Genomic DNA, 22,004 nt, shown 5'->3' with positions numbered 1-22,004 from the left:
CACCGCCGCCGACGCCACGAGCAGCGCGGTCGCGAGCGCCGCCACCCCGCGGGCCGGGGTGTACACCGGACGGACCCGCCGCCCCGCCGCGATCCGGGCCAGCGCCGCCCGCCCGGCCACCGCGTCCGGATCGCCGGGCCGCAGCTCGAGCACGCGCACCCAGTCCGCGTCGGCGGCCTCGTACTCCCCGCGCTGGGCACGCACCCGGGCCCGCAGCTCGAGCACCCGCACCCGGTCCGCGTCGCCGTACTCCCCGCCCAGGTCCAGCACCCGCGCCCGGTCCGCGTCCCCGGCGCCGCGGTGGGCGTCCGCCCCCGGGTCGTGCGTGTCCGCGGCACCGCGTCGGGTGTCCGCCCCCGGGTCGTGCTCGTCCGCGGCGCCGCGTCGGGTGTCCGCCCCCGGGTCATGCGCTCGGTCCGTGTCCGCGGCGCCGTGCCGGGGGCCCACCCGCGGATCGTGCGCTCGGCCCGTGCCGGCCCCGGCGGGCGTGTCCTCGCCGGGATCGAGCCCGGCCAACAGCGTCGACGCCGTCTCCAGATCACCCGCGTACGCGGCGGCGCGGGCCCGGTGCAGGGTCAGCCGCCGGTCGAGCGCGGCGCGCGGCGCGGCGGTCACGACGACGCCGGCCGCAGTCCGATGACCTTGTCCTGCGCGTCCTTCGGCAGCAGCCGCACCAGGCGCTGGTTGACCGCGGTGAGCCCGGTGACGTCCTGGGCCCCGATCGCCCGGCGCCCCTCGGCCAGCAACCCGTCGGCGGCGGCCGAGCGCGGCACCATCGACTCCAGCGCGAAGAACAGCTGCACCGGCCAGTCCGGGCGTCGCCGTTCGAGCTCGATCACGAACGACGAGGTGCGATCGACCACCGCGCGCACCGCCGCGAGCTCTCCGGACGCGATCGCGGCGTCGGCGCGGCGGCGCAGGTCGGCCAGTTCGCGGCGGTCGGCGGCGTCGCCGGCGGCGTCCACGGTCTCGGTGGCTTCGTCGAGCAGGCTCCGCAGCTGCCCGGTGAGCTCCGGCAGCTGGGCGTTCTCCTCGATGTCGTCGAGCTCGGCCTGCAGGTCACGCAGGCGCTCCTCGGCCGCGGCGGCCGCGCCCCGGTCGACCCGGGCGGCCCCGACCTGGTCCCGGACGGTGTCCAGCGCGCTCTCGTCGTCCAGCCGGTCGAGCTGTTCCCGGCCACCGCCGGCCTCGCGGAGCCGATCGAGGCGCCGGTCGACCTCGGCCAGTTGTTCCTGGAGGCTCCGGACGCTCGCCGTGCGCACCGCGTCGAGGTTGATCTCGGCCTCGAACTGCGCCTGCACCAGCGGCACGTCGGCGACGACGGTGACCAGGCTGGACGCGTCGACCTCGAACGTCACCTCCACCTCGGTGCCCGCGGCCAGGTCGATGCGCACGTCACGCGGGCGGATCTCGAGCATCCCGACCTGCCGGTTGCGGTCACCGCGCGGGCGTTCGCCCTGGACGATCGGGATCCGGATCACCGCGTCGGCGTGGTCGCGCCGCAGCGCGCCGGAGGTGTGGAACACCTCGCGGGCGCGTGCGGGCAGCGTCTCGCCTTTCCGCAGGATCGCCGCGAACGCGCGGTCGGCGAGCTGGATGCCGAGCGAGTGGGCCAGCCGCACCCCACCGAACTCCACGTCGCGGTGGGTGATCGAGAACGTGTCCGGGGTCAGCGGCTGCCGGGCGCCGCCCGCGTCGGTCAGCTCCACCGTGAAGTGCGAGGTGGTGTGCGGGTCGAGGTCGACCTCGGTGGCGAACGCACCGGCCGCGTTCAGGCGGACGAGACCGGACCGGAACGGCGGGTGCCCGTCCGGGTTGGACAGCGTGACGCCGTAGGAGCTCCAGTCCGGTGTGCCGACGCTCCGCAACCGCCCGCCGACCGTCGGCGTCGTCGTCGTGACGCTCGGCTCGAACGCCAGGTCGACGACGAACCGACCCGGGGCCGCGGCGCGGCTCGACGCGGTGGCCGGGCGGCGGATCGTGCCGGCGAAGATCGCGGCGCCCCGGGCGACGACCGTGCTCGGGTCGAGGCTGGTGTCGAGCGCGACGCCGAGGCCGTGCCGCGGGTCGGCCAGCCGCTCACGCAGCCCCGGCGAGAGCGTGACGCCACCGACGAGCAGGAGCCGGTCGACGTCGGCCGGCTCCAGCGACGCCTCGCGCAGCGCGGAGCGGCACAGGTTGATCGCGCGGACGTAGTACGGCTCGGCGATCGTGTCCAGCTCGTCGCGGCGCAGCGTGTACTCGAACTCCTCCTCGGTGCCGTCCGGGCCGCGCAGCACGGCGTCCACGTCGACCCGGTCGGTGCGCGAGAGCTGGATCTTCGCCTCCTCGGCGGCCAGCTTGAGCTTGGCGAAGTTCGCGCGCCAGGCGGTGTTGTCCCGGCGGAAGTCGGCGAAGCCCAGCGCGCGGCTCGCGGCCGGCGCCAGCACCTTCTCGACCAGGGCCCAGTCGATGAGCTTGCCGCCCAGGAACGAGTCGCCGGCGTGGTTGAGCACCCGCAGGTCACCGTCGCGCTGGTGGACGATCGCCGCGTCGAACGTGCCGCCGCCGAAGTCGAACACCAGCCAGTACCCGTGCTCGGCCGCGTCCTGGAAGCCGTAGGCGAACGCGGCCGCGGTCGGTTCCTGCACGAGCGGGCAGCCGGGTTCGAACCCGGCGAGCGTTGCGGCCTCGACCGTCGCCTGGTTCTGGTTGAGCGTGAACGCGGCCGGCACGGTGATCACCGCGAACGGCGGCGGGGCGGTGCCGAGCCGCTGGGCGAAGTCCGCACGCAGCGACGTCAGCACCTCGGCCGAGAGCTGCGGCGGGGTCAGCTCGCGTCCGGCGCGGGCGAACGGGTGACGCGCGTCCGCCAGGCCCATCTCCTGCTTGAACTCGGCCGCGGTGTTGTCCGGGTCGGACTCGACGCGCTCGCGGGCGCGGCGGCCGACGTGCACGACGTCCGGTTTCGGCAACCACACCGCGGACGGCGTCGTGTCCCAGCCGTCGTTGTTCTTCACGATGACGGCCTCACCGCCGGTGACCACCGCGATGGCGCTGTTCGTGGTGCCCAGGTCGATTCCGACGTCAATCGTGCTGCTGACCGGCATGCTCACTCCTCGCGGTGTTCACGGCCGGGCCCGCGACGATGACCTGGCCCATCTGGATGCGGCGATCGTGCCGGTACACGGTCGGGCGGACCGTCTCGAGGACGACCTCGGCGGTGCGGCCCGCCTCCTCCTGCACGGCCAGCACCTCGATCGAGCGCCCGGGGTGGAACGCGTCGCCGTCGTGTTCCTGGACGACCAGGCCGGCGTAGCGCAGCGCGTCCCGGCAGGAGCGCAGGTAGCGGCCGGTCTGGCGGTCGCGGGCGGTGGGGGAGTCGCGGGCCAGCCGCCGCTGGGCGCGCCACAGGTTCGTGGCCGCGTCGGCCAGCGCCTTGTCGTCCCGGGCGTCGTCCCGGGCGTCGTCCGGCGCGTTCTCGTCGGGGAGGGCGTCGAGGAGCCCGGTCAGGAGCGCGACGAGCTCGTCGTCGTCCGGCGGCGCGATCCGGAAGCTCGCGGGCTGCCGTCGCTGACGCAGGGCGGCACGCAGGCGGGTCGTCGGCTTCACAGCACCACTCCTCGTCGCCAGCGGATCAGCGTGTGGGCGTGCCGTCCGGCCAGGCGCGGGGAGAGGCCGATGGCTTCCTCCAGGAGATCCGCGGCCCGCCCGAGCCCGCCTGGCGTGCGTGCCAGCGCGTACGCGTCGGCGACCAGCCGCTGTGCGCCCGGGCCCGGTTCGGCCGTCGTCACCGCGGGCGCCGGGGCCCGCACGCGGCGCGCGGCCAGTGCGTCGCCGAGTTCGCGGGCGGTCGGGGTGCGTTGCCACGGGTCGACGGTGAGCGCCGCGGTGACGATCCGGTCCAGCTCCTCGTCGACGGTCTCGTTGTAGCGGCTCGGCGGCAGCAGCGGCCGCCGGAACCGGACGTGGCGGTGCGGGGCGAACGGCGTGCCGTCGTCGTAGGGCAGGTGGTCGGTGAGCATGACGTAGGCCAGGACACCCACCGACCAGACGTCGCCGGCGCACGAGTACCCGCCGTGACGCAGCACCTCGGGCGCCATGAACGCGTACGTGCCCTGGGCGCCGGCCAGCCGGGTGACCGGGTCGGCCCGTACGGCCAGGCCGAAGTCGCTGATCCGGATCCGCAGCCCGGCGCCGTCGTAGCCGATCAGGACGTTGGCCGGCGTGAGGTCGCGGTGCAGCACCGGCGGGTGCTGGCCGTGCGCCACCGCGAGACCGGCCGCGATCTGCGCCGTCACCTCGGCGGCGACGTCGGTGGGCACCGCCGGGCGGTGCGCGGCGACGAACCGCTCGAGCGTGCCGCCGGGCACGTACTCCATCGTGAAGTACCCGCGCCGCCCCTCGGCGGTGGTGAGCACGCCGACGTCGAAGAGCCGGATGACGTTCCGGTGCCCGAGCGTGGAGAGCAGGCGCGCCTCGCCGAGCAGGTCGTGGGTCTCCGCCTCGGAGGTCACCCGCTTGAACACCTTCATCGCCAGCCGGCCGAGGTGGCGGTGCTCGACGCGGTGCACCTCGGCGAAGGCGCCCTCGCCGAGCATCCGGTCGACGACGAGCGAGTCGCCGATGCGCTCACCGCCGCGTACCAGGGCCATCAGCGGTTCACCCAGATCAGGAACAGCGCCAGGAGCACGACCAGCACCAGCCACAGCAGACAACCGGCACCGGAGACCGGGGTCGGCGGGGCCGGTGTCCACTCGGCCTCGCGGGGCACGCCGCGCCGCCGCTCGGCCAGCACCACCTGGCCCACGTACTCGGTGTTCCGGGTGATCGCGGTGCGGGTGTCCGCGTCGGTTGCGAGGCTCTTCGCGGTGCCGAGCCACCGGCGCGCGGCCTGCTCGGCGGGGGCGCCCCGGGTGTCGATGTCCTGGACGGCGCAGTTGTTGAACGCGATCGCGACGTCGTTGCGGGTGCGGCTGGTGCGGCGGTGCTCCGCCGCCGGGGCCAGCGCGTCCAGGCGGGCGAGCCGCGGCACCGCGGACGTGCTCAGCGCGGTCGCGGCGGCGAGCGGCCGGTTGCTCTCCAGCGCGTCCCGGGCCTCCTGCAGTGCCGCGGTGACGTCGTCGTAGAGCGGCTCGGCCGACTGTTCGAGCAGGTCGAGCACCTGGTCGCGGGGTGCGGGCCAGGCGAGCGCCGCCGCGCGCAGGCGGGCCGGCCGGTCCGGGGAGCCCGCCGCGAGCAGCACCAGCGGCTTGACCAGCACGAGCGGGAGCTCGTCGCGGATCACGTCGAGCGCGGACTCGTCGAGCTGCTTGTCGTCGAGGACCGCGATCCGGTGGCGGACGTGGTCGAAGAACGCGACCCGGCGCAGCACCGACGCCCACTCCGCGGCGGCGTCGGCCCAGTCCTCGTCCAGCTCGCGCCGTTCGCCGTCGGAGAGCTGGACGCTGCGCGCCTCCCGTTCGAGCACCTCCCGGTGCGAGAGCACCGCCTCGTCGTGGTCGCGGTGCAGGGTGCTCGGGCAGGAGCAGGCCGTGGTGTCGCCGTCCCAGTACCAGAACAGCTCGTCGACCAGGCGCCGGCGCGGGTCACCGAGGATCAGGTCGAACGCACGGGCGACCTCCCGGCGATCGGCGCCGGCCCCGTCCGCGGCGGCCCCGTCCACGGCGGCCCCGTCCACGGCGGCTCCGTCCACGTCGGCGCCGACCTCGAGCCGCGTGAGGACCTTCTGCCGTCGTTCCCGGACGGTGCGCCGGTCCGCGCCGGTGGGCAGCCCGGTGAGGCGGAACGTGTTCCGCCGGTAGAGAGCGGGAGTCGCGCTCTCCCGCAACGCCGCCAGAAGGAGGTCCATCACCGCGCCCCGTCACCGCGTGCCGGATGTGGACGCCGAGCGTGACCCCGGCCGCTACACGTCACCTACACATCACCGTCGGTTGTCGTGTTGCCGACAATCGGGGCCGCGCACCGGTTGACCCGGTCCCTAACCTGAGGCGTACTCGGTGCTCGGCCCGTGGAACGGGGGCGGTCGTGCTGCTGGACGTACCTACTCGGATCGCTGCCTCACCGGCCGCCCAGCGCGCCCGGACCACCCCCGGCCTGCTGACGGCGATCACCGCCGGCCTGGTCGCGCTCGGCCTGCTCTGGAGCGTCGCCGGGCTGCTCGCGGTCGGCCGGCGCGCCGACCGGGTCGACGACGTGCGCACGGTCAGCGGGCCGCTGTCGGTGCACGCGCTGGACATCTACCGCTCGCTGTCCGATGCGGACGCGACCGCCGCGGCGGCGTTCCTCGGCGCCGGCACCGAGACGTCCGCGCTACGCACCCGCTACCTCGACGACGTCGCCGAGGCCGGGGCCGCGATCGCGTCGGCGCTGCGGGCCACCAGCAGCGCGAACGACCCCGGCCGCGCGAGCGAGAACCAGCTGCGCTTGCTCGCCGCCGGGCTGCCGGTCTACACCGGACTGGTCGAGACCGCGCGGGCCTACGACCGCCAGCAGCTCCCGCTCGGTGCCGCCTACCTGCGTGAAGCCTCCGGGCTGATGCGCGACACGCTGCTCCCGGCCGCGCAGCGGCTCGTCACGCTGGAGACCGGCCGTCTGGCCGACGCCCAGCGCCGCGGCGCCGACTTCCCGGTGCCGGTGCTCATCGCCGGGCTCGTGCTGCTGCTCGCGCTGGCCGGGGCCCAGGCGTTCCTCACCCGGCGCACGAACCGGCTGATCAACCCGGGGCTGGCGGTGGCGTCGCTGGCGACCGTCGTCGCCCTGGTGTGGTTCGTGGTGGCGGTGGGGTCGGCGGTCGGGAACCTGAACATCGGCCGGGAGTCCGGCTCGGAGCAGTTCACCCGCCTCGCCGAGGCGCGGGTGGCGGTACTGCAGGCCCGCGCGGACGAGTCGCTGACGCTCATCGCGCGCGGCGACGGCCGGGCCGACGAGCGCCATTACGCCGAGATGCTGACCGGGCTGATCGGGAACGACGGCCGCGGCGGGCTGCTCGGCGACGTGGCGGCCGGGCCCGGCGCCGACCGCGCCCAGGTCGAACGCATCGCCGGGCTGGCCGCCCGCTGGCGCGCGCTCCACGACGACGTCCGCGAGCTCGACGACGGCGGCCGGTACGACGAGGCCGTCGAGCTGGCGTCCGGGCCCCCGTCGGCCACGTTCGAGCAGCTCGACCGCGCCCTCGACGAGTACGTCGACGCCACCGGGCACTGGTTCGACGCCCGGGCCGACCAGGCCGCCGCCGACCTGGCCGGCGCGCGCACGGCCGTGGCCGGGCTCGGCCTGCTCGTGCTCGCCGCGGTGGTGCTCGGCACCCGCAACCGGATCGGGGAGTACCGATGAGGCGTCTCTCGCTCGCGCTGGTCGTGCTCGCGCTGACCGCCTGCTCCGCCGCCCCGCCCGCCGGTGGGACCGAGGAGCGCCCCGCCGCGCTCCGGCCCCGGCCGCAGAACGTCGCCGACCCGGCCGTGGTGGCGAGCCCGTCGCCGCAGCCGCGGTGCGACCCGCTGGCCAGCTACCGGCCGCCGGCCGCGATGCCCGCGCCCGGCCGGATGCCCGCGGGCAGCACGATGGACCGGATCGTCCGGCGCGGCCGGCTGGTCGTCGGGATCGATCAGAACGCCTACCTGCTCGCCTACCGCGACCGCACCACCGGCGACCTGGCCGGGTTCGAGATCGACCTGGCCCGGGAGATCTCCCGGGCGCTCTTCGGCGACCCGGGCCGAGTGCAGTTCCGGCACATCACCACGCAGGACCGGATCCCGGTGCTGCAGCGGCACGAGGTGGACATGGTGATCCGCACCGTCACGATGAACTGCGCCCGGTGGCAGCAGGTCAACTTCTCCACCGAGTACCTGCGTGCCCGGCAGCGCATCGTCGTCAACCGCGGGTCCGGGATCACCTCGCTCGACGACGTGGCCGCGCGGCGGGGCAAGGTCTGCGCCACCAAGGGCAGCACGAGCATCGCCACGATCGCGACGATCCCGGGGATCGGGCCGGTGAGCACCGACAGCACGCTCGACTGCCTCGTCCTGCTCCAGCAGGGCCAGGTGGACGCGGTCTCCACCAACGACACGATCCTGCTCGGCCTCGTCGCCCAGGACCCCGGCACCGAGCTGGTCGGGCCGCCGCTGAGCAGCGAGCCGTCCGGCGTCGGCATCCCGAAGGAGAACGTCGACCTGGTGCGGTTCACCAACGGTGTCCTCGACCGGCTGCGGTCCACCGGCGCACTGGCGCGCAGCTACCGGCGTTGGTTGCACGCGCTCGGTCCCGCGCCCACCCCGGCCGCCGTCTACCGGGACTGACCGCGATGTTCACCACGACGAACCGGGCGGCGATCACCCGGCTGCTGACCGAGCTGGCCGACGAACGCGGGCGCCTCGCCGGCGCGCTGCTGGCGATGGACGGCTCCGACGGCGGGCTCGCCTACCTGCGCGCGGCGTCGCTGGACGGCGTCACCCGGGAGTTCTGGGAGCGGCTGCGCCAGCGCATCGACGTGCTCTGGGCCGGTTTCGCGGCGTTCGGCGCGGCTCTGGACGCCGCCCGCCCACCCGGTGACCGGTGGAACCGCGCGCAGCTGACGTCGCTCTCCGCGCGGCTGCTGGGCCCGCTCACCGGCCCCGACGTGCCCGACCAGGTGCGCGGCGTGCCGGTGGCAAGGGTCGGCGAGTGGCTCGAGCAGGAGTGCCGGCAGGTCCGCGCCGAACTCACCGACGTCAGCGAACGGCTCGCGACCGTCCACGCGTTGCGTCTGCTCGAAGCCGCTCTCGACGACGCCTCGCGGGCCGCGGGCGCGGGGGAGGCCGCGATCGCGGCGGCCCTGCGTGACCTGCGCGAACGGGCGGGCGCGGACCCGCTCGGCATCGACCTGCACGCCGCCGCGGCCACCTCGCTGATCGCGACGACCGAAGCGACCGTCGAGCGGCTGCGAGGGCTGGCGACCAGGCGGGCCGGGTACCCGGCGCGGCGGGCGGCGCTGGCGGAGTCGCTGACCCGCCTGGCGTCCGACGAGAACGCGGTGCGGGACGCCGACGCCCGGGCACTGGCCCGCATCCACGACCCCCGGCTGCCGCCCGAGGTCGTCGTGTCGGCCGGCCTGCGGCGCCGGCTCGACACGTTCGCGCGGCTCGACGTCACCGCGCTCGACGAGGCCCTCCCGGCGCTGGAGGAGGCGGTGGGCGCGGCGCTGAACGCGGTGGCGCAGCGCCGCGAGTTCGCCGACGGGCTGCTGGCCCGCCGGGAGGAGCTGCGTGGGCGGTTGGAGTCCTACCGGGCCAAAGCGGTGGGGTCCGGGGTGGCCGAGCAGCCCGCGGTGGTGGCCGCGTACGAGACGGCGCGGTCGCTGCTGTGGACGGCGCCGTGTGATCTGGCCGCCTCGACCCGCGCGGTGGTGGCGTACCAGCGGTCGCTGGCCGGGGGAGGCGGTGCCGGATGAGCGGTTCCTGCGTGCGTGCGGGGTGTCCCGGGGCGTACGACCCGGACGGCTACTGCGACGAGTGCGGCCGCAAGGCCCCCGCGGCGACCGGTGTCTCCGGGGTCTCCGAGCCGGTCGGTTCCACCCGGACGTCCGGGGTGTCCCGTCGGACCGGGCCGTCGCGGCGGACCGGGCCCGGCCGCGGCCGGGTCGGCGGCGGCCTGCTCGACCTGCCGCTGGTCCCGCGGCGCGACCCCGCCACCGCCGTGCTCGCCGACCCCCGGGTGGCCCAGGACCGACGCTTCTGCGGCAACCCCGGCTGCGGCCGGCCGGTCGGGCGTGACCGCGACGGGCGCCCCGGCCGCGTCGAGGGCTTCTGCCCGGCGTGCCGCACGCCGTTCTCGTTCGTGCCCGCGCTGGCCCCGGGCACGCTCGTCGGCGGACGCTACGAGGTGCTCGGCTGCCTGGCCCACGGCGGCCTCGGCTGGATCTACCTGGCCCGCGACAAGAACGTCGGCGACGACGTCAGCGACCGCTGGGTCGTCCTCAAAGGCCTGATCGACGCCGGTGACCCGGACGCCGTGGCCGCCGCGGTGTCCGAACGCCGCTTCCTCGTCTCGGTCGACCACCCGGCGATCGTCAAGATCCACGACTTCGCGCTGCACCCGGACCCGAAGACCTCCGCCGACGTCGGGTACCTCGTGATGGAGTACGTCGGTGGGCGCTCCCTGCGTGACCTGCGCACCGCCGAGGGGGCCCGGCCCCTTCCGCTCGACCGGGTGCTCGCGTACGGGCTGGAGATCCTGCCCGCCTTCGGCTACCTGCACGAGCACGGCCTGCTCTACTGCGACTTCAAACCCGACAACGCGATCCACACCGACGACCGGCTCAAGCTCGTCGACCTCGGCGCGGTACGTCGCCTCGACGACCCGGTCAGCGTGGTGTGGGGCACCGTCGGCTACCAGGCCCCCGAGGTGTCCACCGACGGGCCGTCGATCAGCTCCGACCTGTACACGGTCGCGCGCACGATGGCCGTGCTCAGCTTCGACTTCCGCGGGTTCTCGACCCGGTACGCCGACCGGCTGCCCGACCCCGCCGACCAGCCGCTCCTGGCCGAGCAGGAGTCCTACCACCGGCTGCTGCTGCGTGCCACCGACCCCGACCCGGACCGCCGCTTCGAGTCCGCCGCCGACCTCGCCGATCAGCTGCTCGGCGTCCTGCGTCAGGTGCTCTGCGCCGCGGACGGCATCCCCCGCCCGGCCGCCTCCACCCGCTTCACCCACGAGGGCGCGGCCTTCACCACCACGACCGGCGCCACCACGACCGGCGGCACGGCGTTCGACGGGGCGGCGATCGCGGCGGCGCTGCCGGTGCCGCAGGTCGACCCGGCCGACCCCGGAGCCGCGTTCCTGCTCGCCACCCGCGACCTGGGCGCCGCCGACCTGGCGACCGCGGCCCGGGGCGCGCCGCCGGACAGCGTCGAGGTGCCGATCGCGCTGGCCCGCGCCCACCTCCTGGCCGGCGGGGCCGCCGCCGCCGGGGCGCTGATCGACCAGCTGGCGCGCGACGAGCGGCGCGACTGGCGTCCCGACTGGTTACGGGGCCTCGCGGCGCTCGCCGACGCCGATCCGCGCGCGGCCGTCACGTCGTTCGACGCCGTCTACCGCGCGCTGCCCGGTGAGCTCGCGCCCCAGCTCGCGCTGGCCGTCGCGGCCGAGTGGGCCGGCGAAACCGACGCCGCGCTCGCCCGCTACCAGCGCGTGTGGACCTGCGACCACGCGTACGTCAGCGCCGCGTTCGGCCTGGCCCGGGTCCGACGCGCCCGCGGGGACCACGCGGGCGCGATCGAGGTGCTCGAACAGGTCCCGGCCTCGTCCAGCCACCACCTGACCGCGCAGGTCGCGGCGGTGCGTGCGCGGCTGGAGTCGCCGCCGTCGGCCGCCGGGTTCCACGACGTGTCCGCCCGCGTCGAGCGGCTGCCGCTCGACGGCGAGGCACGCGCCCGGCTCGCGGCCGAGGTGCTCACCGCGGCGCTGACCTGGCTCACCACCGGCCGCCGCACCGGCACACCGCGCCCGGCGGGCACGGTGCTCGGGTGCGCGCTGACCGAGCGCGACGTCCGGCTCGGCCTGGAGACGGTGTACCGCACGCTGGCCAAGCTGGCCCCGGACGCCGGGACGCGCATCACGCTCGTCGACCGGGCCAACCGGGTCCGGCCCCGGACGCTGGTGTGACCCGGATGACCTGCACCCGGTGCGCGGCGCCCGCGGCCGCCACCGACCAGTTCTGCGAGGCCTGCGGCACCGCGCTCGGCGCGGCCCCGCCGGGGTGGCTCGGTTCGGGGTGGCTCAGTTCGGGGTGGCCCGGTTCGGGGTGGCCCGGTTCGGGGTGGCTCGGCTCCGGGGCGGCCGGTGGGCGGTGCGCGCACTGCGGAGCGGACGCGTCGGTCGGCGGGTACTGCGGTGAGTGCGGACGTCGCCGGGGCGCCGGACGCGACCGGGCCGCGCTGGAGCTGCCCGACGTGGCCGCGCTGACCGACCGCGGCCGGCGCCGCCACGCCAACGAGGACGCGATCGCGATCGGGCGCACCGCCGCCGGCGCCGCCGCGGTGGTCTGTGACGGCGTCGCCAGCTCACCCCGCGCCGACGTGGCCGCGGTGGCCGCCTGCGAGGCCGCCCTCCCCGCCGCGCTCCGCGTGCTCGGGGACGGCGGCGGCGCGCACCGGGCGTCGGAAGCGGCGTTCGACGACGCCTCCGCCGCGGTGCACGCGCTCGCCGACCCGGCCGCGGCCGACGCGCCCAGCTGCACGTACGTGTCCGGGATCGTCACCGGGGACGCGGTGGTCGTCGGCTGGGTCGGCGACTCCAGGGCGTACTGGATCCCGCACACCGGCGCGGCGCGGTGCCTCACCGTGGACGACGCCCGGCCCGACCGGCCCGGTGCGCCGCTCACCCGGTGGCTCGGCGGCGACGCGCCCGACGTCGGCCCGCGGGTGGTGGCGGTCGCGGTGGACGGACCCGGCCTCCTGCTGCTCTGCACCGACGGCCTGTCCCGCTACCTGGACGGCCCGGCCGACCTGACCGGCGTCGCCGGTTCGTCGCCGGCCGCCGCCGCGCAGACCCTCGTCGGGCGCGCGCTGGCCGCCGGCGGCGTCGACAACATCGCCGTTGCCCTGCTGGCGGTACCCCGCCGCAACCCGGGAGGAGACGTGCCATGAGCACACCGCAGGTCACCGTGGAGACCCACCAGAACGAGTTCCTCCCGGCCGGCGGCCGCACCGTGGACGCGGTCGTCACCGTGACGCAGACCGGCGCGGTGTCCGCGGCCCCGGCCCGGGGTGCGGCCGCGGCCGAGGTCGTGATGATCGACGTTTCGGCCTCGATGAGCGGCGCCAAGCTGCGTGCCGCGAAGGAGGCCGCGATCGCCGCGCTCGGCGTCATTCCGGACGGTGTCGCGTTCGCGATCGTGGCCGGCGACACCGAAGCGTGGACGGTCTACCCCGGCCGGAGCCGGCTCGCGACGTCCTCGCCGGCCAACCGGGCCGAGGCCCGGCTGGCCGTCCAGCGCCTGCGCACCCGCGGCGGCACCACGATCGGCGCCTGGCTCACACTGGCCGCCGACCTGTTCCGGCGGCACGGAGCCACGATCAACCACGCCATCCTGCTCACCGACGGCGCCAACGGCGAATCGGAGAAGTCGTTCGACCGGGTGCTCGAGCGTTGCGCCGGCCTGTTCGTCTGCGACAGCCGCGGCGTCGGCGACGGCTGGGTCGCGCGTGACCTGATCAAGATCGCCGAACACCTGCTGGGGACGGCGTCGGGCATCACCGACCCGGGCGAGCTGGCCGCGGACTTCGTCGCGATGACCCGGACCGCGATGGGCAAGACCAGGGCCGACGTCCGGCTCCGGCTGTGGACACCGGCGGGCGCGACGATCCGGTTCGTCAAGCAGGTCCACCCGGAGATCATCGACCTGACCGGGCGCCGCCGGGACACCGGCGCCCGCGTCGGCGAGTACCCGATCGGCGCCTGGGGCGCGGAGAGCCGCGACTACCACCTGAACATCGACCTGGAACCCCACCCGGTGGGCCAGGAGGTGCTGGCCGCGCGGGTCTCGGTCGTGCACGGCGACGACGTGCTCGGCCAGTCGCTGGTCCGTGCGGTGTGGACCGACGACCTGAGCTCCACGACGACGATCAACCGCCAGGTCGCGCACTACACGAACGAGACCGAGCTGGCCGACGCCATCCTCGAGGGAACGGCGGCGCAGAAGGCCGGTGACCTCGACCGGGCCACGCTGAAACTGGGGCGGGCGGTGCAGCTGGCGGCCGAGTCGGGCCGCGAGGACACCGCGAAACTGCTGGCGAAGGTCGTGGACGTGGTCGACGAACGCACCGGGACGGTGCGGCTGCGGAAGGTGGCTGCGAGTATCGACGCCGAGATGGCGGCGGTGGCGTCCCGAAAGACGCAGCAGGTCCGCCCGCGACCGGCGGACTGAAGGGTTCGGCATGGTGGTGTGTCCGAAGGGGCATACGTCCGAGTCAACGGACTATTGCGACGAGTGCGGCGTCCGGTTGGCCGGGGCTGTGCCGGGTGGTGCTCCGGGCAGTGCACCGGGTGGTGCTCCGGGCAGTGCACCGGGTGGTGCTCCGGGCAGTACACCGGGTGGTGCTCCGGGCAGTACGCCGGGGGTTGGTCCGGGCAGTGCGCCGGGCAGTGCGCCGGGGTTTGCTCCAGGCTCTGATCCAGGCGGTCTGCCGACGTCCGATCCGGCTGGTGTCGCGGATGGTGCCGCAGGCAGTGTTGCGGGAAATGCGAGGGGCGGTGCTGCGGGGTTCGCGTCGGGCGGTGCTGCGGGGTTCGCGTCGGGCGGTGCTGCGGGGTTCGCGTCGGGCGGTGCTGCGGGGTTCGCGTCGGGCGGTGGTGCCGGTGGTGCTGCCGGGATTGCCGCCGGGGAAGCGCGGGGCGGCGCTGCGGGACTTGTGTCGGGCGGCGCTCCGGGCGGGACTGCCACGGTGTGCCCCGAGTGCGGCACGGATCTCACCGGTCGTTTCTGCGAAGAATGCGGCGCGGACTCTCTGGCCCCACCGACCTCTACTCCACCTAAGGTCGCCCCCGACCCCGGCGCACCTATGGCCCCACCATCCACTCCCGATAGGAGTCAGACCACCCCTCCCGGCAGCGCGTCGACCGCTCCTCCCGGCAGCGCGGCGCCCTCCTCCGGCAGCGCGGCGCCCTCTTCCGGCAGCGCGGCGCCCTCTCCCGGCAGTGCGGCGCTTTCTCCCGGCAGTGCGGCGACCGGTCCCAGCAGTGCGACAGCTGCACTCGGCAGCGAGGCTGCAGCCTCCAGCAGCGCGATGTCAGTTCCCGGCAGCGGCGACCTCGCTCCCGGCGGCGCGGCGGTCGTATCGAGCAGCGCGGCGCCACCCTCTGGTGGCACAGCGATAGCGCCCAGCAGCTCAGGGACGGCTCCCAGCAGCCCGGGGACGGTTCCCAGCAGCCTGGCGACGGTTCCCAGCAACTCAGCGGAAGCTCCCAGCAACTCAGCGGAAGCTCCCAGCAACTCAGCGGAAGCTCCCAGCACCGGTGGAGCGGCTCCCAGCAGCGGTGGAGCAGCTTCCAGCAGCGGTGCGGCAGTTTCGAGCAGCGGTGCGGCAGCAGCTTCGAGCGATGTGGGGGCAGCTTCTGGCGGTGCGGCGCAGGCGTTCGGGGAGGCCCCAGCCTCTGGCAGCGCGGCGGCAGCATCTGGCATTGCTGCGGCACCTTCTGGTGGTGCGGCGCCAGCTCTCGGCGGCGCGGAAGCTGCTTCCGGTGGGGAAGCCCCAGCTTCTGACAGTGTGGCGGCAGCTTCTGGCAGCGGACCCGCAGCTTCGGGCGCTGCGGCCCCGGCTCCTGGCAGCGAAGCCACAGCTTCTGGCAGTGCGGCGGCAGTTCCTGGCAGTGAAGCCGCAGCTTCTGGCAATGAGGCCGCAGCTTCTGGCAGTGCGGCCGCAGCTTCTGGCCGTGAAGCCGCAGCTTCTGGCGCTGCGGCGGCAGCTCCTCGCAGCGAAGCTGCAGCTTTTGGCGGTGCGGCCCCGGCTCCTGGCAGTGAAGCTGCAGCTTTTGGCGGTGCGGCCCCGGCTCCTGGCAGTGAATCCGCAGCTTTTGGCGGTGCGGCGGCGGCTTCCGGCCGGGAGGCGGCAGCTCCTCCTGGGGAGGCCGCAGGTTCTGGTGGGGAGGCAGCTGCTTCCGGTGGTGGGGCGGCAGGTCGCGGCGGTGGGGCGCTCGCGTATGGGGGAGGCGGCGGGCGGCCGCTCGGCGGCGGGGTGCCCGCCCCGGGATGGGGTGACCTCGCGACCCCACCCCGGCAACGGACCGGCGAGGTGTGGTGGGTGAGCGTCACCGCCGATCGCGCCTACTTCGACAGAATGCAGAGCCTCGACGGACCCGACGCCGCCGACGTCGGCTTCCCGGCGTTCGTCCCGGAACGCCGCTTCGCACTGGGCCCCCGGCAGCTCCTGATCGGCCGCCGCAGTCGTTCCCGCGGCATCTACCCGGACATCGACCTGACCGGCCCACCCGAAGACGCCGCCGTCTCCGCCACCCACGCCCTGCTCGTGCCCCAACCCGACGGCACCTGGGCGATCATCGACCTGCGCTCCACGAACCGCACCTACCTCAACGGCAGCGCCCACCCCATCGAAGCCGAACGGCCCGTGCCACTGAGCACCGGCGACACCGTCAACATCGGTGCCTGGACCCGGCTCACCCTGCACACCGACCCACCCGGGTAGGCCGACCCGATGCGAACCCGTCGGACAGTACTCGCCACGGTGGTGGTCAGTGGCTGCTTCACCTGGGCGATGGTGGTCGTCGGCCTGTCGTTCGCGATGATCGAACGCGGCCTCGACCAGTGGTGGATCATCCCCCCGTTCGGCGCCGCCGTTCTCCTCACCACGATCTACGCGGTCCACTCCGCCCTCCGACCACACCCGCCCTCCCCACCCCGGGGCCCGACCCCCGCCACGGAGCCGCCCACCGCGGTGCCGCCCACCGCGGTGCCGCCCGCGCCGGAAACGCTCGCCCCTGAGCTGTCCGCTGCCGGGCTGTCCGCTACCGACCCACTCGTCGCAGAGGCGCCCGTCGCAGAGGCGTCTGCTGCTGGCCCGTCTGCTGGCAGGGCGCCTGCCGTCGAGCTGCCCGCTGCTGTGGCGCCCGCGAGCGAGCCACTTGCCGTCGACTCTCCCGCCACCACTCTGCCCGCTGCCGGGGCGCCTGCCGCCGTGCCGCTAGCAGCCGTGCCGGCCGCTGCTGGGCCGGCCGCTGACATGACGGCCGATCCCGGTCGGGCCGCCCCCACGTCGGCCGACGGACCGTCCGGAGTGCGCGGTCTCCGGCCGGGGGAGGCGCTGAGTGCCCGCGAGATCGAGGTGCTCCGGGAGCTCGCGGCCGGGCGGTCCAACGCGGAGATCGCGGCCGCCCTGTTCGTGGCCCGGGGCACCGTGAAGGCCCACCTCCACCACATCTTCCGCAAGCTCGGCGCCACCAGCCGACTGCAGGCCGTGGCCCGTGCCCGCGACGCCGGGCTGCTGGAGTAGACCCGGTCTAGGCCGTTCGGCAGATGCCGGGAACCGGCCCGCTTCCTAGCGTCGGCCGGCATGGAATCACCCGGAAAAGTCAGCGTCGTGCTCGCCACGGTCTTCACGCTCGTCGTGCAAGGTCTCTCGCTCGTCGAGTTCCTGCCCGCTCCGATCGCGGTCGGGGTCGCCGCGGTCTGGGCCGCTCTGGTCGCGGTCGTCGCGCGGTGGGTGGCGCGTGGGCCGGTCCGCCGGGCCTGGACCGAGGACGTGCTGGTGGCGCTGGGCGCCACCACGATGGCGTTGTTCGCGTTCGGCGGGGCGATCGGGTTGCTCATGCTGCGTACCGCGCTGGGCACCGAGTCGGTCACCGGCGAGGTGATGATCGCGATGTTCCTGCCGAGCATTCCGATCGCGATCCTCGCCAACGTGCCCATCGAGCTCGTGGTGATCCCTGTTCTCCTGATCGTGGGGTGGCGGCCGGGGCTCCGGCGTGTGTTGATCCTCGTCGCGGCCGGGCTGTACTTTCTGCTCCGGATCTGGACGTATCTCGTGTTCGCGGGGGCCCGGCTCGACTTCGCGGGCGCGGAGCACTCGACGGCGCGTCTCACCGCGGCGGAGCGGGCCGAGTTCGCGCGTGGGCTGCACGTGGGCGATCCGCGCTGGCTGGTGAACCTGGTGATCTTCGCGGTCTTCCTCGTCGCCGCGTTCGGATCGCGGGTGCGTGAGTCGCGGCGGGAGTGAGCTCACGGGGCCGGGGGCTCGGTCAGCCACGGCAACGCGATCCGGAAGGTCGCGCCGCCGCCGGGGGTCGGCCGCACCTCGACCCGGCCCCCGTGCGCGACCACCAACGACCGCACGATCGCCAGCCCCAACCCGGCCCCCACCCGGGAGCCACCCCGTCCGGCTTCCGACCAATCCCCCTCCACCGGCCCCGAATCGGCCGGCCCCGAATCGGCCGGCCCCGAATCGGCCGGCCCCGAATCGGCCGGCCCCGAATCGGCCGGCCCCGAATCGGCCGGTCCCGAACGCGCTGACCCGAAGTCCGCGCCGATCGCCACCTCTCGGGTCCGTGACCGGTCACCCCGGTGGAAACGGTCGAACACGCGCTCCACGTCGTCGCCGGGCACCCCGGGCCCGCTGTCGGCCAGTTCGATAATCGCCTCGTCGCCGAGGCGGCCGACGCCGATCCGCACCGCCGCCTCGGCCGGCGTGTGCGCGTGCACGTTCCCGACGAGGTTGCTGACGACCTGACGCAGCCGCGCCTCGTCGCCCAGCACCAGCGCGGGGCCCGGCGGCTCGGACGCCCCGGGACCGGTGAGCGAGACCGGCCGGTCCCGGTCCAGCGCCAGCAGGTCGTGGCGGGCGTCGGCGGCCAGCGTGCGCAGGTCCATCGGGGCCGGTTCGAGCAGCGGTCCGGCGGCCGGCTCGTCCAGCCGGGCCAGCAACAGCAGGTCCTCCACCAGCGCGGCGAGCCGCCCGGCCTCCCGGTCGATGCGCCGCATGGTCTCGTCGGCACCGCCGCGCATCAGGTGCAGCTCGGCCGACCCTTTGATGCCGAACAGCGGGGTGCGCAGCTCGTGGCTGACGTCGGCGACGAACCGGCGCATCCGGGCCTCGGAGTCCGCGCGGGCCGCGAACGCCCGCTCGATCTGCGTCAGCATGGTGTTGAGCACGAACGTGAGGCGGGCCACCTCGGTGCCGGGAGGACCGGCGTCGGGGATGCGGTGGGTCAGATCGCCGCCGGCGATCGCGGCCGCGGAGTTCTCGATCGTGCGCAGCGGGCGCAGCCCGGCGCGGATCGCGAGCCAGCCGACGCCGGTGAGCAGCGCTACCACGAGCAGTCCGGTGAGCAGGCACACCAGGCGCAGCCGGCCGATCGTGGCGTCGATCGTGCTCAGCGACGCGGCCACCACCACGACCCCGCCGCCCGGCCGCGGGGCGACCACGGCGCGCCACGAGCCGTCCAGCGTGAACGCCGTGCCGGTGGGGCGCCCGGCCAGCGACGCGTCGAACCGCGGCGGCGACGACCCGGTGCTCTCGACGTGCGTCACGCGCCCGTCGGCGTCGAGGTAGGCGACCGACACCGCGTTGATCAGGTCCAGCGCGCGTGCCAGCGGCACTCCGCCGTCCAGGCGCACCGCGCCCGGATCGAGCCGCGACATCACCAGCGTGATCGGCACCAGCTGGTGATCGACCCGGTCCACGAGGTGCCGGCGCAGCGCCGAGGTGACGACCGCGTCGCTGACGAGCAGACCGACGACCAGCAGCACGACGGTGGTCAGCAGCAGCCGGCTCCGCAGCGAGCGCGGGATCATCGCCGCGGCCCGCGCAGCACGTAGCCGACGCGGTGCAGGGTGTGGAGAAGTTTCGGCTCGCCGGCGTCGACCTTGCGGCGCAGGTAGCTGACGTAGGTGTCGACGATGCTGGTGTCGCCGGCGAAGTCGTAACGCCAGACGTCCTCCAGGATCTGCGGTTTGGAGACGACCTGCCCGGAGCGCTCCATCAGGTACTGCAGCAGCCGGAACTCGGTCGGCGACAGCCGCACCGGCCGGCCGCCGCGGTGCACCTCGCGGGTCGTGGGGTCGAGCGTGAGGTCGGCGACGCTCAGGGCGCTGGGCACCCCGCCGGCGCGGCGCAGGATCGCCTCGATGCGCGCGATCAGCTCGGGCAGGTGGAACGGCTTGGTGACGTAGTCGTCGCCGCCCAGCGTGAGGCCGTCGACCTTGGCGGAGTAGTCGTCGCGGGCGCTCAGGAAGAGCACGGGGACGTGGTCGGTGGCGGTCCGCAGGTGACGGACCACGTCGAAGCCGTCCATGCCCGGCAGCATCACGTCGAGGACGACGAGGTCGGGCGGGTCGTGCCGGGCCGCGTCGATGGCGTCCGCCCCGGTGGCGACCGCGGTGACGTCGTAGCCGGCGTACCGCAGCGCGTCGGCGAGGAGGCCGCGGACCGTGTCGTCGTCGTCGACCACGAGCAAGCGCTGCATTGCCTGACCTCACCCGTAGGCGCGGATGCGCCGGACGAGGCGCTGCTGCGCCCGCCACCGTACGTCGGCGGTCAAGCTCCCGACCGCGCCGGCCGGTGCGCCGGTGAGCGCGCCGGCGAGCAGCGCCCAGCCGGGGGAGGGCTCCAGCCGCAGGTCGAGCAGCGGCGTGCGGAACACCGCGACGGAGATCGCGAGGTCCAGCCCACCGGTCGTGAGCAGCGCGGTCAGGGCCAGCGTGAGGCCGAGTACGGCTCCGGCCGCCACCGCCTCGGCCCCGACGCGACGCCACCGGTCGCCCGGGACCGGCGGCCGAGCCGGGCGGGGCGCGGTGAGAGCCAGGGCCGCGACGGTCGACAGCGCGACGACGACGAGCAGCCAGCTGCCGCGGCCGGCCGCGGTGTCCAGGAGCGGCGACAGCGGCCCGGCCGACGTCGTCGGCGCGGACATCCCGACGGCGGCGAGCACGGCGTTCGCGCCGAACAGCAGCGCCGCCCCGGCGAGCGCGGGCTGCCGCGGCGCCACGACCACGGCCGCGACCAGTCCGATCAGGACCGGCGCGACCGCACCGGCGAACGCCGTCACCACCAGGACGCGGCGGTGGTGCACACGGGTGAGCAACGCGCCGGCCGCCCCTAGCCCCAGCACGACCAGCAGGCCGGTGAACACCGCGGAGCCGGGCGCGACGGTGAGCGCGGCGCTCGTCGGCAGCGGCATCCGCCCGGTCGGCAGCGGGACGTCGACCGCGGCGCCGTCCACGCGCGCGAGCACCGCGAGCACCACCACCGCGGTTCCGGCGGCCCCGGCCGTGCGCAGCGCGAGCGTCCGGAGCGGCGTCCGTGCCGAACCCCACAACACCACCGCGAGCACGACGACGCCCGGCGCGGCGACGCCGAGCGGCACGACGTCGACGGTGCCACGCAGAGCGATCGGGACGAGCGGGGTCGCGATCTCGCCGGCCAGTCCGGCGGGGGCGCCGGCGGCCGCGGCGAGCACCGCGGGGACCAGGGCCATCGGCGCGTCGAGGAGCGCCAGGGCCGTCGCCGCGAGGCCCGTCATCACGGCCAGAGCGGCGAGCGTGGCCGCCGCGCCACGGAGGATGGGTGTCATGGCCGGCACCCTGCCGGGCCGGCTTAGGTGTCCCGGCAGAAGTTCTGAGCGAGTTCTCAGAACCGGCGAATCTCGCGTGCGGTGCCGACGCGGGGCGTGCGAGGCTCCGGCCCGTGGACATCTCTCTTCACGCGGACGACGGGACGCGCCTCGCCGCGCGGCGCCGGGGGCGGGGGACGCCGGTCGTGCTCGTGCACGGCACGGCCGGTGGCCTCGACTCGTGGGCGCCGGTGGCGCCGTACCTCGAGGATTCGTTCGAGCTGTGGACGTACGCGCGGCGGGGGTACGCGCCCAGCGGCGGCTGCGCGCGGCCGAAGTCCTTCGCCGACGACGTGAGCGACCTGCGTGCGGTGGCGGCGGCCGCGGGATCGGCCGCGGTGGTGGGCGCGTCGTACGGCGCGATCGTGGGCCTGCACGCGGCGCGGGCGGGTGGGGTCGGGTCGCTCGTGCTGTTCGAGCCGCCGTTGTTCGCCGCCGGAGCGTCCGGGGCGGCGGGGGTCGTCGACGAGTACCGGGCGTTGGTGGCCGCCGGTGACCTCGCGGGCGCGAACCACCTGTTCGCCGCGGAGGTGGCGCGTGTACCGGCACCGCTGCTCGCCGCCCTGGCCGCCGCACCGGCGGATCCGGTTCCGGACGACGCGGTTCCGGCCGACGCGGCCCCGGACGGCGCGGCGCTGGCCGAGGCGGTCGGGTCGCTGCACGATCTGGAGGCTCTCGCCGCCGACCCGGGCGACGTCGAACGCTGGCGGTCGATCGACGCCCGGGTGCTGCTCCTGCAGGGCGGGGAGAGCTGGGAGCCGATCCCGTCCACGATGGACGCCCTCGCGGCGGTGCTCCCGGCCGCCGAGCGGGTCGTGTTCCCCGGCCACCTGCACTTCGCCACCCACACCGCGCCGGACCTCTTCGCCGACGCCGTGCGCCGGTTCCTCGGCGCGTAGGCCACCTCGCGCGGCCCGGTGACGATCGCC

The 22,004-nt window shown here is 75.3% G+C and carries 19 protein-coding genes and 1 pseudogene; 11 read left to right on the top strand and 9 right to left on the bottom strand.

From position 1 onward, the window contains the following. The 5 genes and pseudogenes from ABD437_RS21170 to ABD437_RS21150 all read right to left on the bottom strand — a co-directional run. Positions 1 to 615 (bottom strand): annotated as a pseudogene (locus tag ABD437_RS21170) (hypothetical protein); the annotation flags it as partial. Beyond that, positions 612 to 3,089: an Hsp70 family protein gene (locus ABD437_RS21165; RefSeq protein WP_344650620.1), complete on the bottom strand. Its 2,478-nt coding sequence runs from the start codon at positions 3,087 to 3,089 to the stop codon at positions 612 to 614. The gene ABD437_RS21165 and the pseudogene ABD437_RS21170, both read right to left, overlap by 4 nt. Next, complete coding sequence (locus ABD437_RS21160) at positions 3,067 to 3,591, bottom strand: hypothetical protein (RefSeq protein ID WP_344650619.1); 525 nt, start codon at positions 3,589 to 3,591, stop codon at positions 3,067 to 3,069. Before ABD437_RS21160 ends, ABD437_RS21165 begins: the two co-directional genes overlap by 23 nt. Continuing rightward, on the bottom strand, positions 3,588 to 4,634 hold the full coding sequence (locus tag ABD437_RS21155) for a serine/threonine-protein kinase (protein ID WP_344650618.1): 1,047 nt from the start codon (positions 4,632 to 4,634) through the stop codon (positions 3,588 to 3,590). The genes ABD437_RS21160 and ABD437_RS21155 overlap by 4 nt, the downstream gene beginning before the upstream one ends. Beyond that, positions 4,634 to 5,830, bottom strand: coding sequence for a hypothetical protein (locus ABD437_RS21150; RefSeq protein ID WP_344650617.1), 1,197 nt, complete (start codon positions 5,828 to 5,830; stop codon positions 4,634 to 4,636). Before ABD437_RS21150 ends, ABD437_RS21155 begins: the two co-directional genes overlap by 1 nt. Before the next feature lie 176 nt (positions 5,831 to 6,006). Between ABD437_RS21150 and ABD437_RS21145 the strand changes: the two genes are divergently transcribed. The 6 genes from ABD437_RS21145 to ABD437_RS21120 are packed head-to-tail and all read left to right on the top strand — an operon-like array spanning position 6,007 to position 13,882. After that, positions 6,007 to 7,314 carry a hypothetical protein gene (locus tag ABD437_RS21145; protein WP_344650616.1) on the top strand — a complete coding sequence of 436 codons (1,308 nt, stop codon included), beginning with the start codon at positions 6,007 to 6,009 and terminating at the stop codon, positions 7,312 to 7,314. After that, positions 7,311 to 8,276, top strand: coding sequence for a glutamate ABC transporter substrate-binding protein (locus ABD437_RS21140; protein WP_344650615.1), 966 nt, complete (start codon positions 7,311 to 7,313; stop codon positions 8,274 to 8,276). The genes ABD437_RS21145 and ABD437_RS21140 overlap by 4 nt, the downstream gene beginning before the upstream one ends. A 5-nt stretch (positions 8,277 to 8,281) precedes the next feature. Next, positions 8,282 to 9,406 (top strand): coiled-coil domain-containing protein, encoded by a 1,125-nt coding sequence (locus ABD437_RS21135; protein ID WP_344650614.1) that lies wholly within the window; start codon positions 8,282 to 8,284, stop codon positions 9,404 to 9,406. Then, positions 9,403 to 11,619, top strand: coding sequence for a serine/threonine-protein kinase (locus tag ABD437_RS21130; protein WP_344650613.1), 2,217 nt, complete (start codon positions 9,403 to 9,405; stop codon positions 11,617 to 11,619). Before ABD437_RS21135 ends, ABD437_RS21130 begins: the two co-directional genes overlap by 4 nt. Before the next feature lie 5 nt (positions 11,620 to 11,624). Then, positions 11,625 to 12,602, top strand: coding sequence for a PP2C family protein-serine/threonine phosphatase (locus ABD437_RS21125; protein ID WP_344650612.1), 978 nt, complete (start codon positions 11,625 to 11,627; stop codon positions 12,600 to 12,602). After that, positions 12,599 to 13,882, top strand: coding sequence for a VWA domain-containing protein (locus tag ABD437_RS21120; protein WP_344650611.1), 1,284 nt, complete (start codon positions 12,599 to 12,601; stop codon positions 13,880 to 13,882). The genes ABD437_RS21125 and ABD437_RS21120 overlap by 4 nt, the downstream gene beginning before the upstream one ends. Positions 13,883 to 14,545: 663 nt before the next feature. On the opposite strand, the gene ABD437_RS21115 is transcribed toward ABD437_RS21120, so the two are convergent. Then, entirely contained in the window at positions 14,546 to 15,136 is a 591-nt protein-coding gene (locus tag ABD437_RS21115) for a ribosomal eL19 family protein (protein WP_344650610.1), read from the bottom strand. Between ABD437_RS21115 and ABD437_RS21110 the strand changes: the two genes are divergently transcribed. The 4 genes from ABD437_RS21110 (at position 15,136) to ABD437_RS21095 (ending at position 17,684) form a co-directional block, all read left to right on the top strand. Continuing rightward, positions 15,136 to 15,759, top strand: coding sequence for a hypothetical protein (locus tag ABD437_RS21110; protein ID WP_344650609.1), 624 nt, complete (start codon positions 15,136 to 15,138; stop codon positions 15,757 to 15,759). The two genes, ABD437_RS21115 and ABD437_RS21110, sit on opposite strands and share 1 nt — an antisense overlap. Continuing rightward, a complete protein-coding gene (locus ABD437_RS21105) occupies positions 15,756 to 16,157 on the top strand; it encodes an FHA domain-containing protein (protein ID WP_344650608.1) in 402 nt (133 codons plus the stop codon). Before ABD437_RS21110 ends, ABD437_RS21105 begins: the two co-directional genes overlap by 4 nt. A gap of 534 nt (positions 16,158 to 16,691) precedes the next feature. After that, on the top strand, positions 16,692 to 16,961 hold the full coding sequence (locus tag ABD437_RS21100) for a response regulator transcription factor (protein WP_344650607.1): 270 nt from the start codon (positions 16,692 to 16,694) through the stop codon (positions 16,959 to 16,961). 60 nt (positions 16,962 to 17,021) lie between these two features. Next, the gene (locus ABD437_RS21095; RefSeq protein ID WP_344650606.1) at positions 17,022 to 17,684 is read left to right on the top strand and encodes a hypothetical protein; all 663 of its coding nucleotides are present in this window, start codon (positions 17,022 to 17,024) and stop codon (positions 17,682 to 17,684) included. 2 nt (positions 17,685 to 17,686) lie between these two features. Here the strand turns inward: ABD437_RS21095 and ABD437_RS21090 are convergent, their stop codons facing one another. From ABD437_RS21090 to ABD437_RS21080, 3 genes are read right to left on the bottom strand one after another with little or no spacing between them, the layout of a single operon-like run. Then, on the bottom strand, positions 17,687 to 19,258 hold the full coding sequence (locus ABD437_RS21090; RefSeq protein ID WP_344650605.1) for an ATP-binding protein: 1,572 nt from the start codon (positions 19,256 to 19,258) through the stop codon (positions 17,687 to 17,689). Continuing rightward, entirely contained in the window at positions 19,255 to 19,929 is a 675-nt protein-coding gene (locus tag ABD437_RS21085; RefSeq protein WP_344650604.1) for a response regulator transcription factor, read from the bottom strand. The genes ABD437_RS21090 and ABD437_RS21085 overlap by 4 nt, the downstream gene beginning before the upstream one ends. A gap of 9 nt (positions 19,930 to 19,938) precedes the next feature. Beyond that, positions 19,939 to 21,036, bottom strand: coding sequence for a hypothetical protein (locus ABD437_RS21080; RefSeq protein ID WP_344650603.1), 1,098 nt, complete (start codon positions 21,034 to 21,036; stop codon positions 19,939 to 19,941). Positions 21,037 to 21,149: 113 nt separating this feature from the next. Between ABD437_RS21080 and ABD437_RS21075 the strand changes: the two genes are divergently transcribed. Then, positions 21,150 to 21,974, top strand: coding sequence for an alpha/beta fold hydrolase (locus tag ABD437_RS21075; RefSeq protein ID WP_344650602.1), 825 nt, complete (start codon positions 21,150 to 21,152; stop codon positions 21,972 to 21,974). Positions 21,975 to 22,004: the final 30 nt, after the last annotated feature.

It is taken from the genome of Cryptosporangium japonicum, from assembly GCF_039524755.1.
GTDB lineage: Bacteria > Actinomycetota > Actinomycetes > Mycobacteriales > Cryptosporangiaceae > Cryptosporangium > Cryptosporangium japonicum.
The sequence above is the reverse complement of the archived record's forward strand: the minus strand, read 5'-3'. Positions and strand labels throughout refer to the sequence as shown.

Excerpts from the sequence above, each read along its gene's own strand:
- ABD437_RS21165 (WP_344650620.1), bottom strand. The coding sequence starts at position 3,089 with ATGCCGGTCAGCAGCACGATTGACGTCGGAATCGACCTGGGCACCACG.
- ABD437_RS21155 (WP_344650618.1), bottom strand. The coding sequence starts at position 4,634 with ATGGCCCTGGTACGCGGCGGTGAGCGCATCGGCGACTCGCTCGTCGTC.
- ABD437_RS21150 (WP_344650617.1), bottom strand. The coding sequence starts at position 5,830 with ATGGACCTCCTTCTGGCGGCGTTGCGGGAGAGCGCGACTCCCGCTCTC.
- ABD437_RS21140 (WP_344650615.1), top strand. The coding sequence starts at position 7,311 with ATGAGGCGTCTCTCGCTCGCGCTGGTCGTGCTCGCGCTGACCGCCTGC.
- ABD437_RS21135 (WP_344650614.1), top strand. The coding sequence starts at position 8,282 with ATGTTCACCACGACGAACCGGGCGGCGATCACCCGGCTGCTGACCGAG.
- ABD437_RS21130 (WP_344650613.1), top strand. The coding sequence starts at position 9,403 with ATGAGCGGTTCCTGCGTGCGTGCGGGGTGTCCCGGGGCGTACGACCCG.
- ABD437_RS21125 (WP_344650612.1), top strand. The coding sequence starts at position 11,625 with ATGACCTGCACCCGGTGCGCGGCGCCCGCGGCCGCCACCGACCAGTTC.
- ABD437_RS21120 (WP_344650611.1), top strand. The coding sequence starts at position 12,599 with ATGAGCACACCGCAGGTCACCGTGGAGACCCACCAGAACGAGTTCCTC.
- ABD437_RS21115 (WP_344650610.1), bottom strand. The coding sequence starts at position 15,136 with ATGCCAGATGCTGCCGCCGCGCTGCCAGAGGCTGGGGCCTCCCCGAAC.
- ABD437_RS21100 (WP_344650607.1), top strand. The coding sequence starts at position 16,692 with ATGACGGCCGATCCCGGTCGGGCCGCCCCCACGTCGGCCGACGGACCG.
- ABD437_RS21095 (WP_344650606.1), top strand. The coding sequence starts at position 17,022 with ATGGAATCACCCGGAAAAGTCAGCGTCGTGCTCGCCACGGTCTTCACG.
- ABD437_RS21090 (WP_344650605.1), bottom strand. The coding sequence starts at position 19,258 with ATGATCCCGCGCTCGCTGCGGAGCCGGCTGCTGCTGACCACCGTCGTG.
- ABD437_RS21085 (WP_344650604.1), bottom strand. The coding sequence starts at position 19,929 with ATGCAGCGCTTGCTCGTGGTCGACGACGACGACACGGTCCGCGGCCTC.
- ABD437_RS21080 (WP_344650603.1), bottom strand. The coding sequence starts at position 21,036 with ATGACACCCATCCTCCGTGGCGCGGCGGCCACGCTCGCCGCTCTGGCC.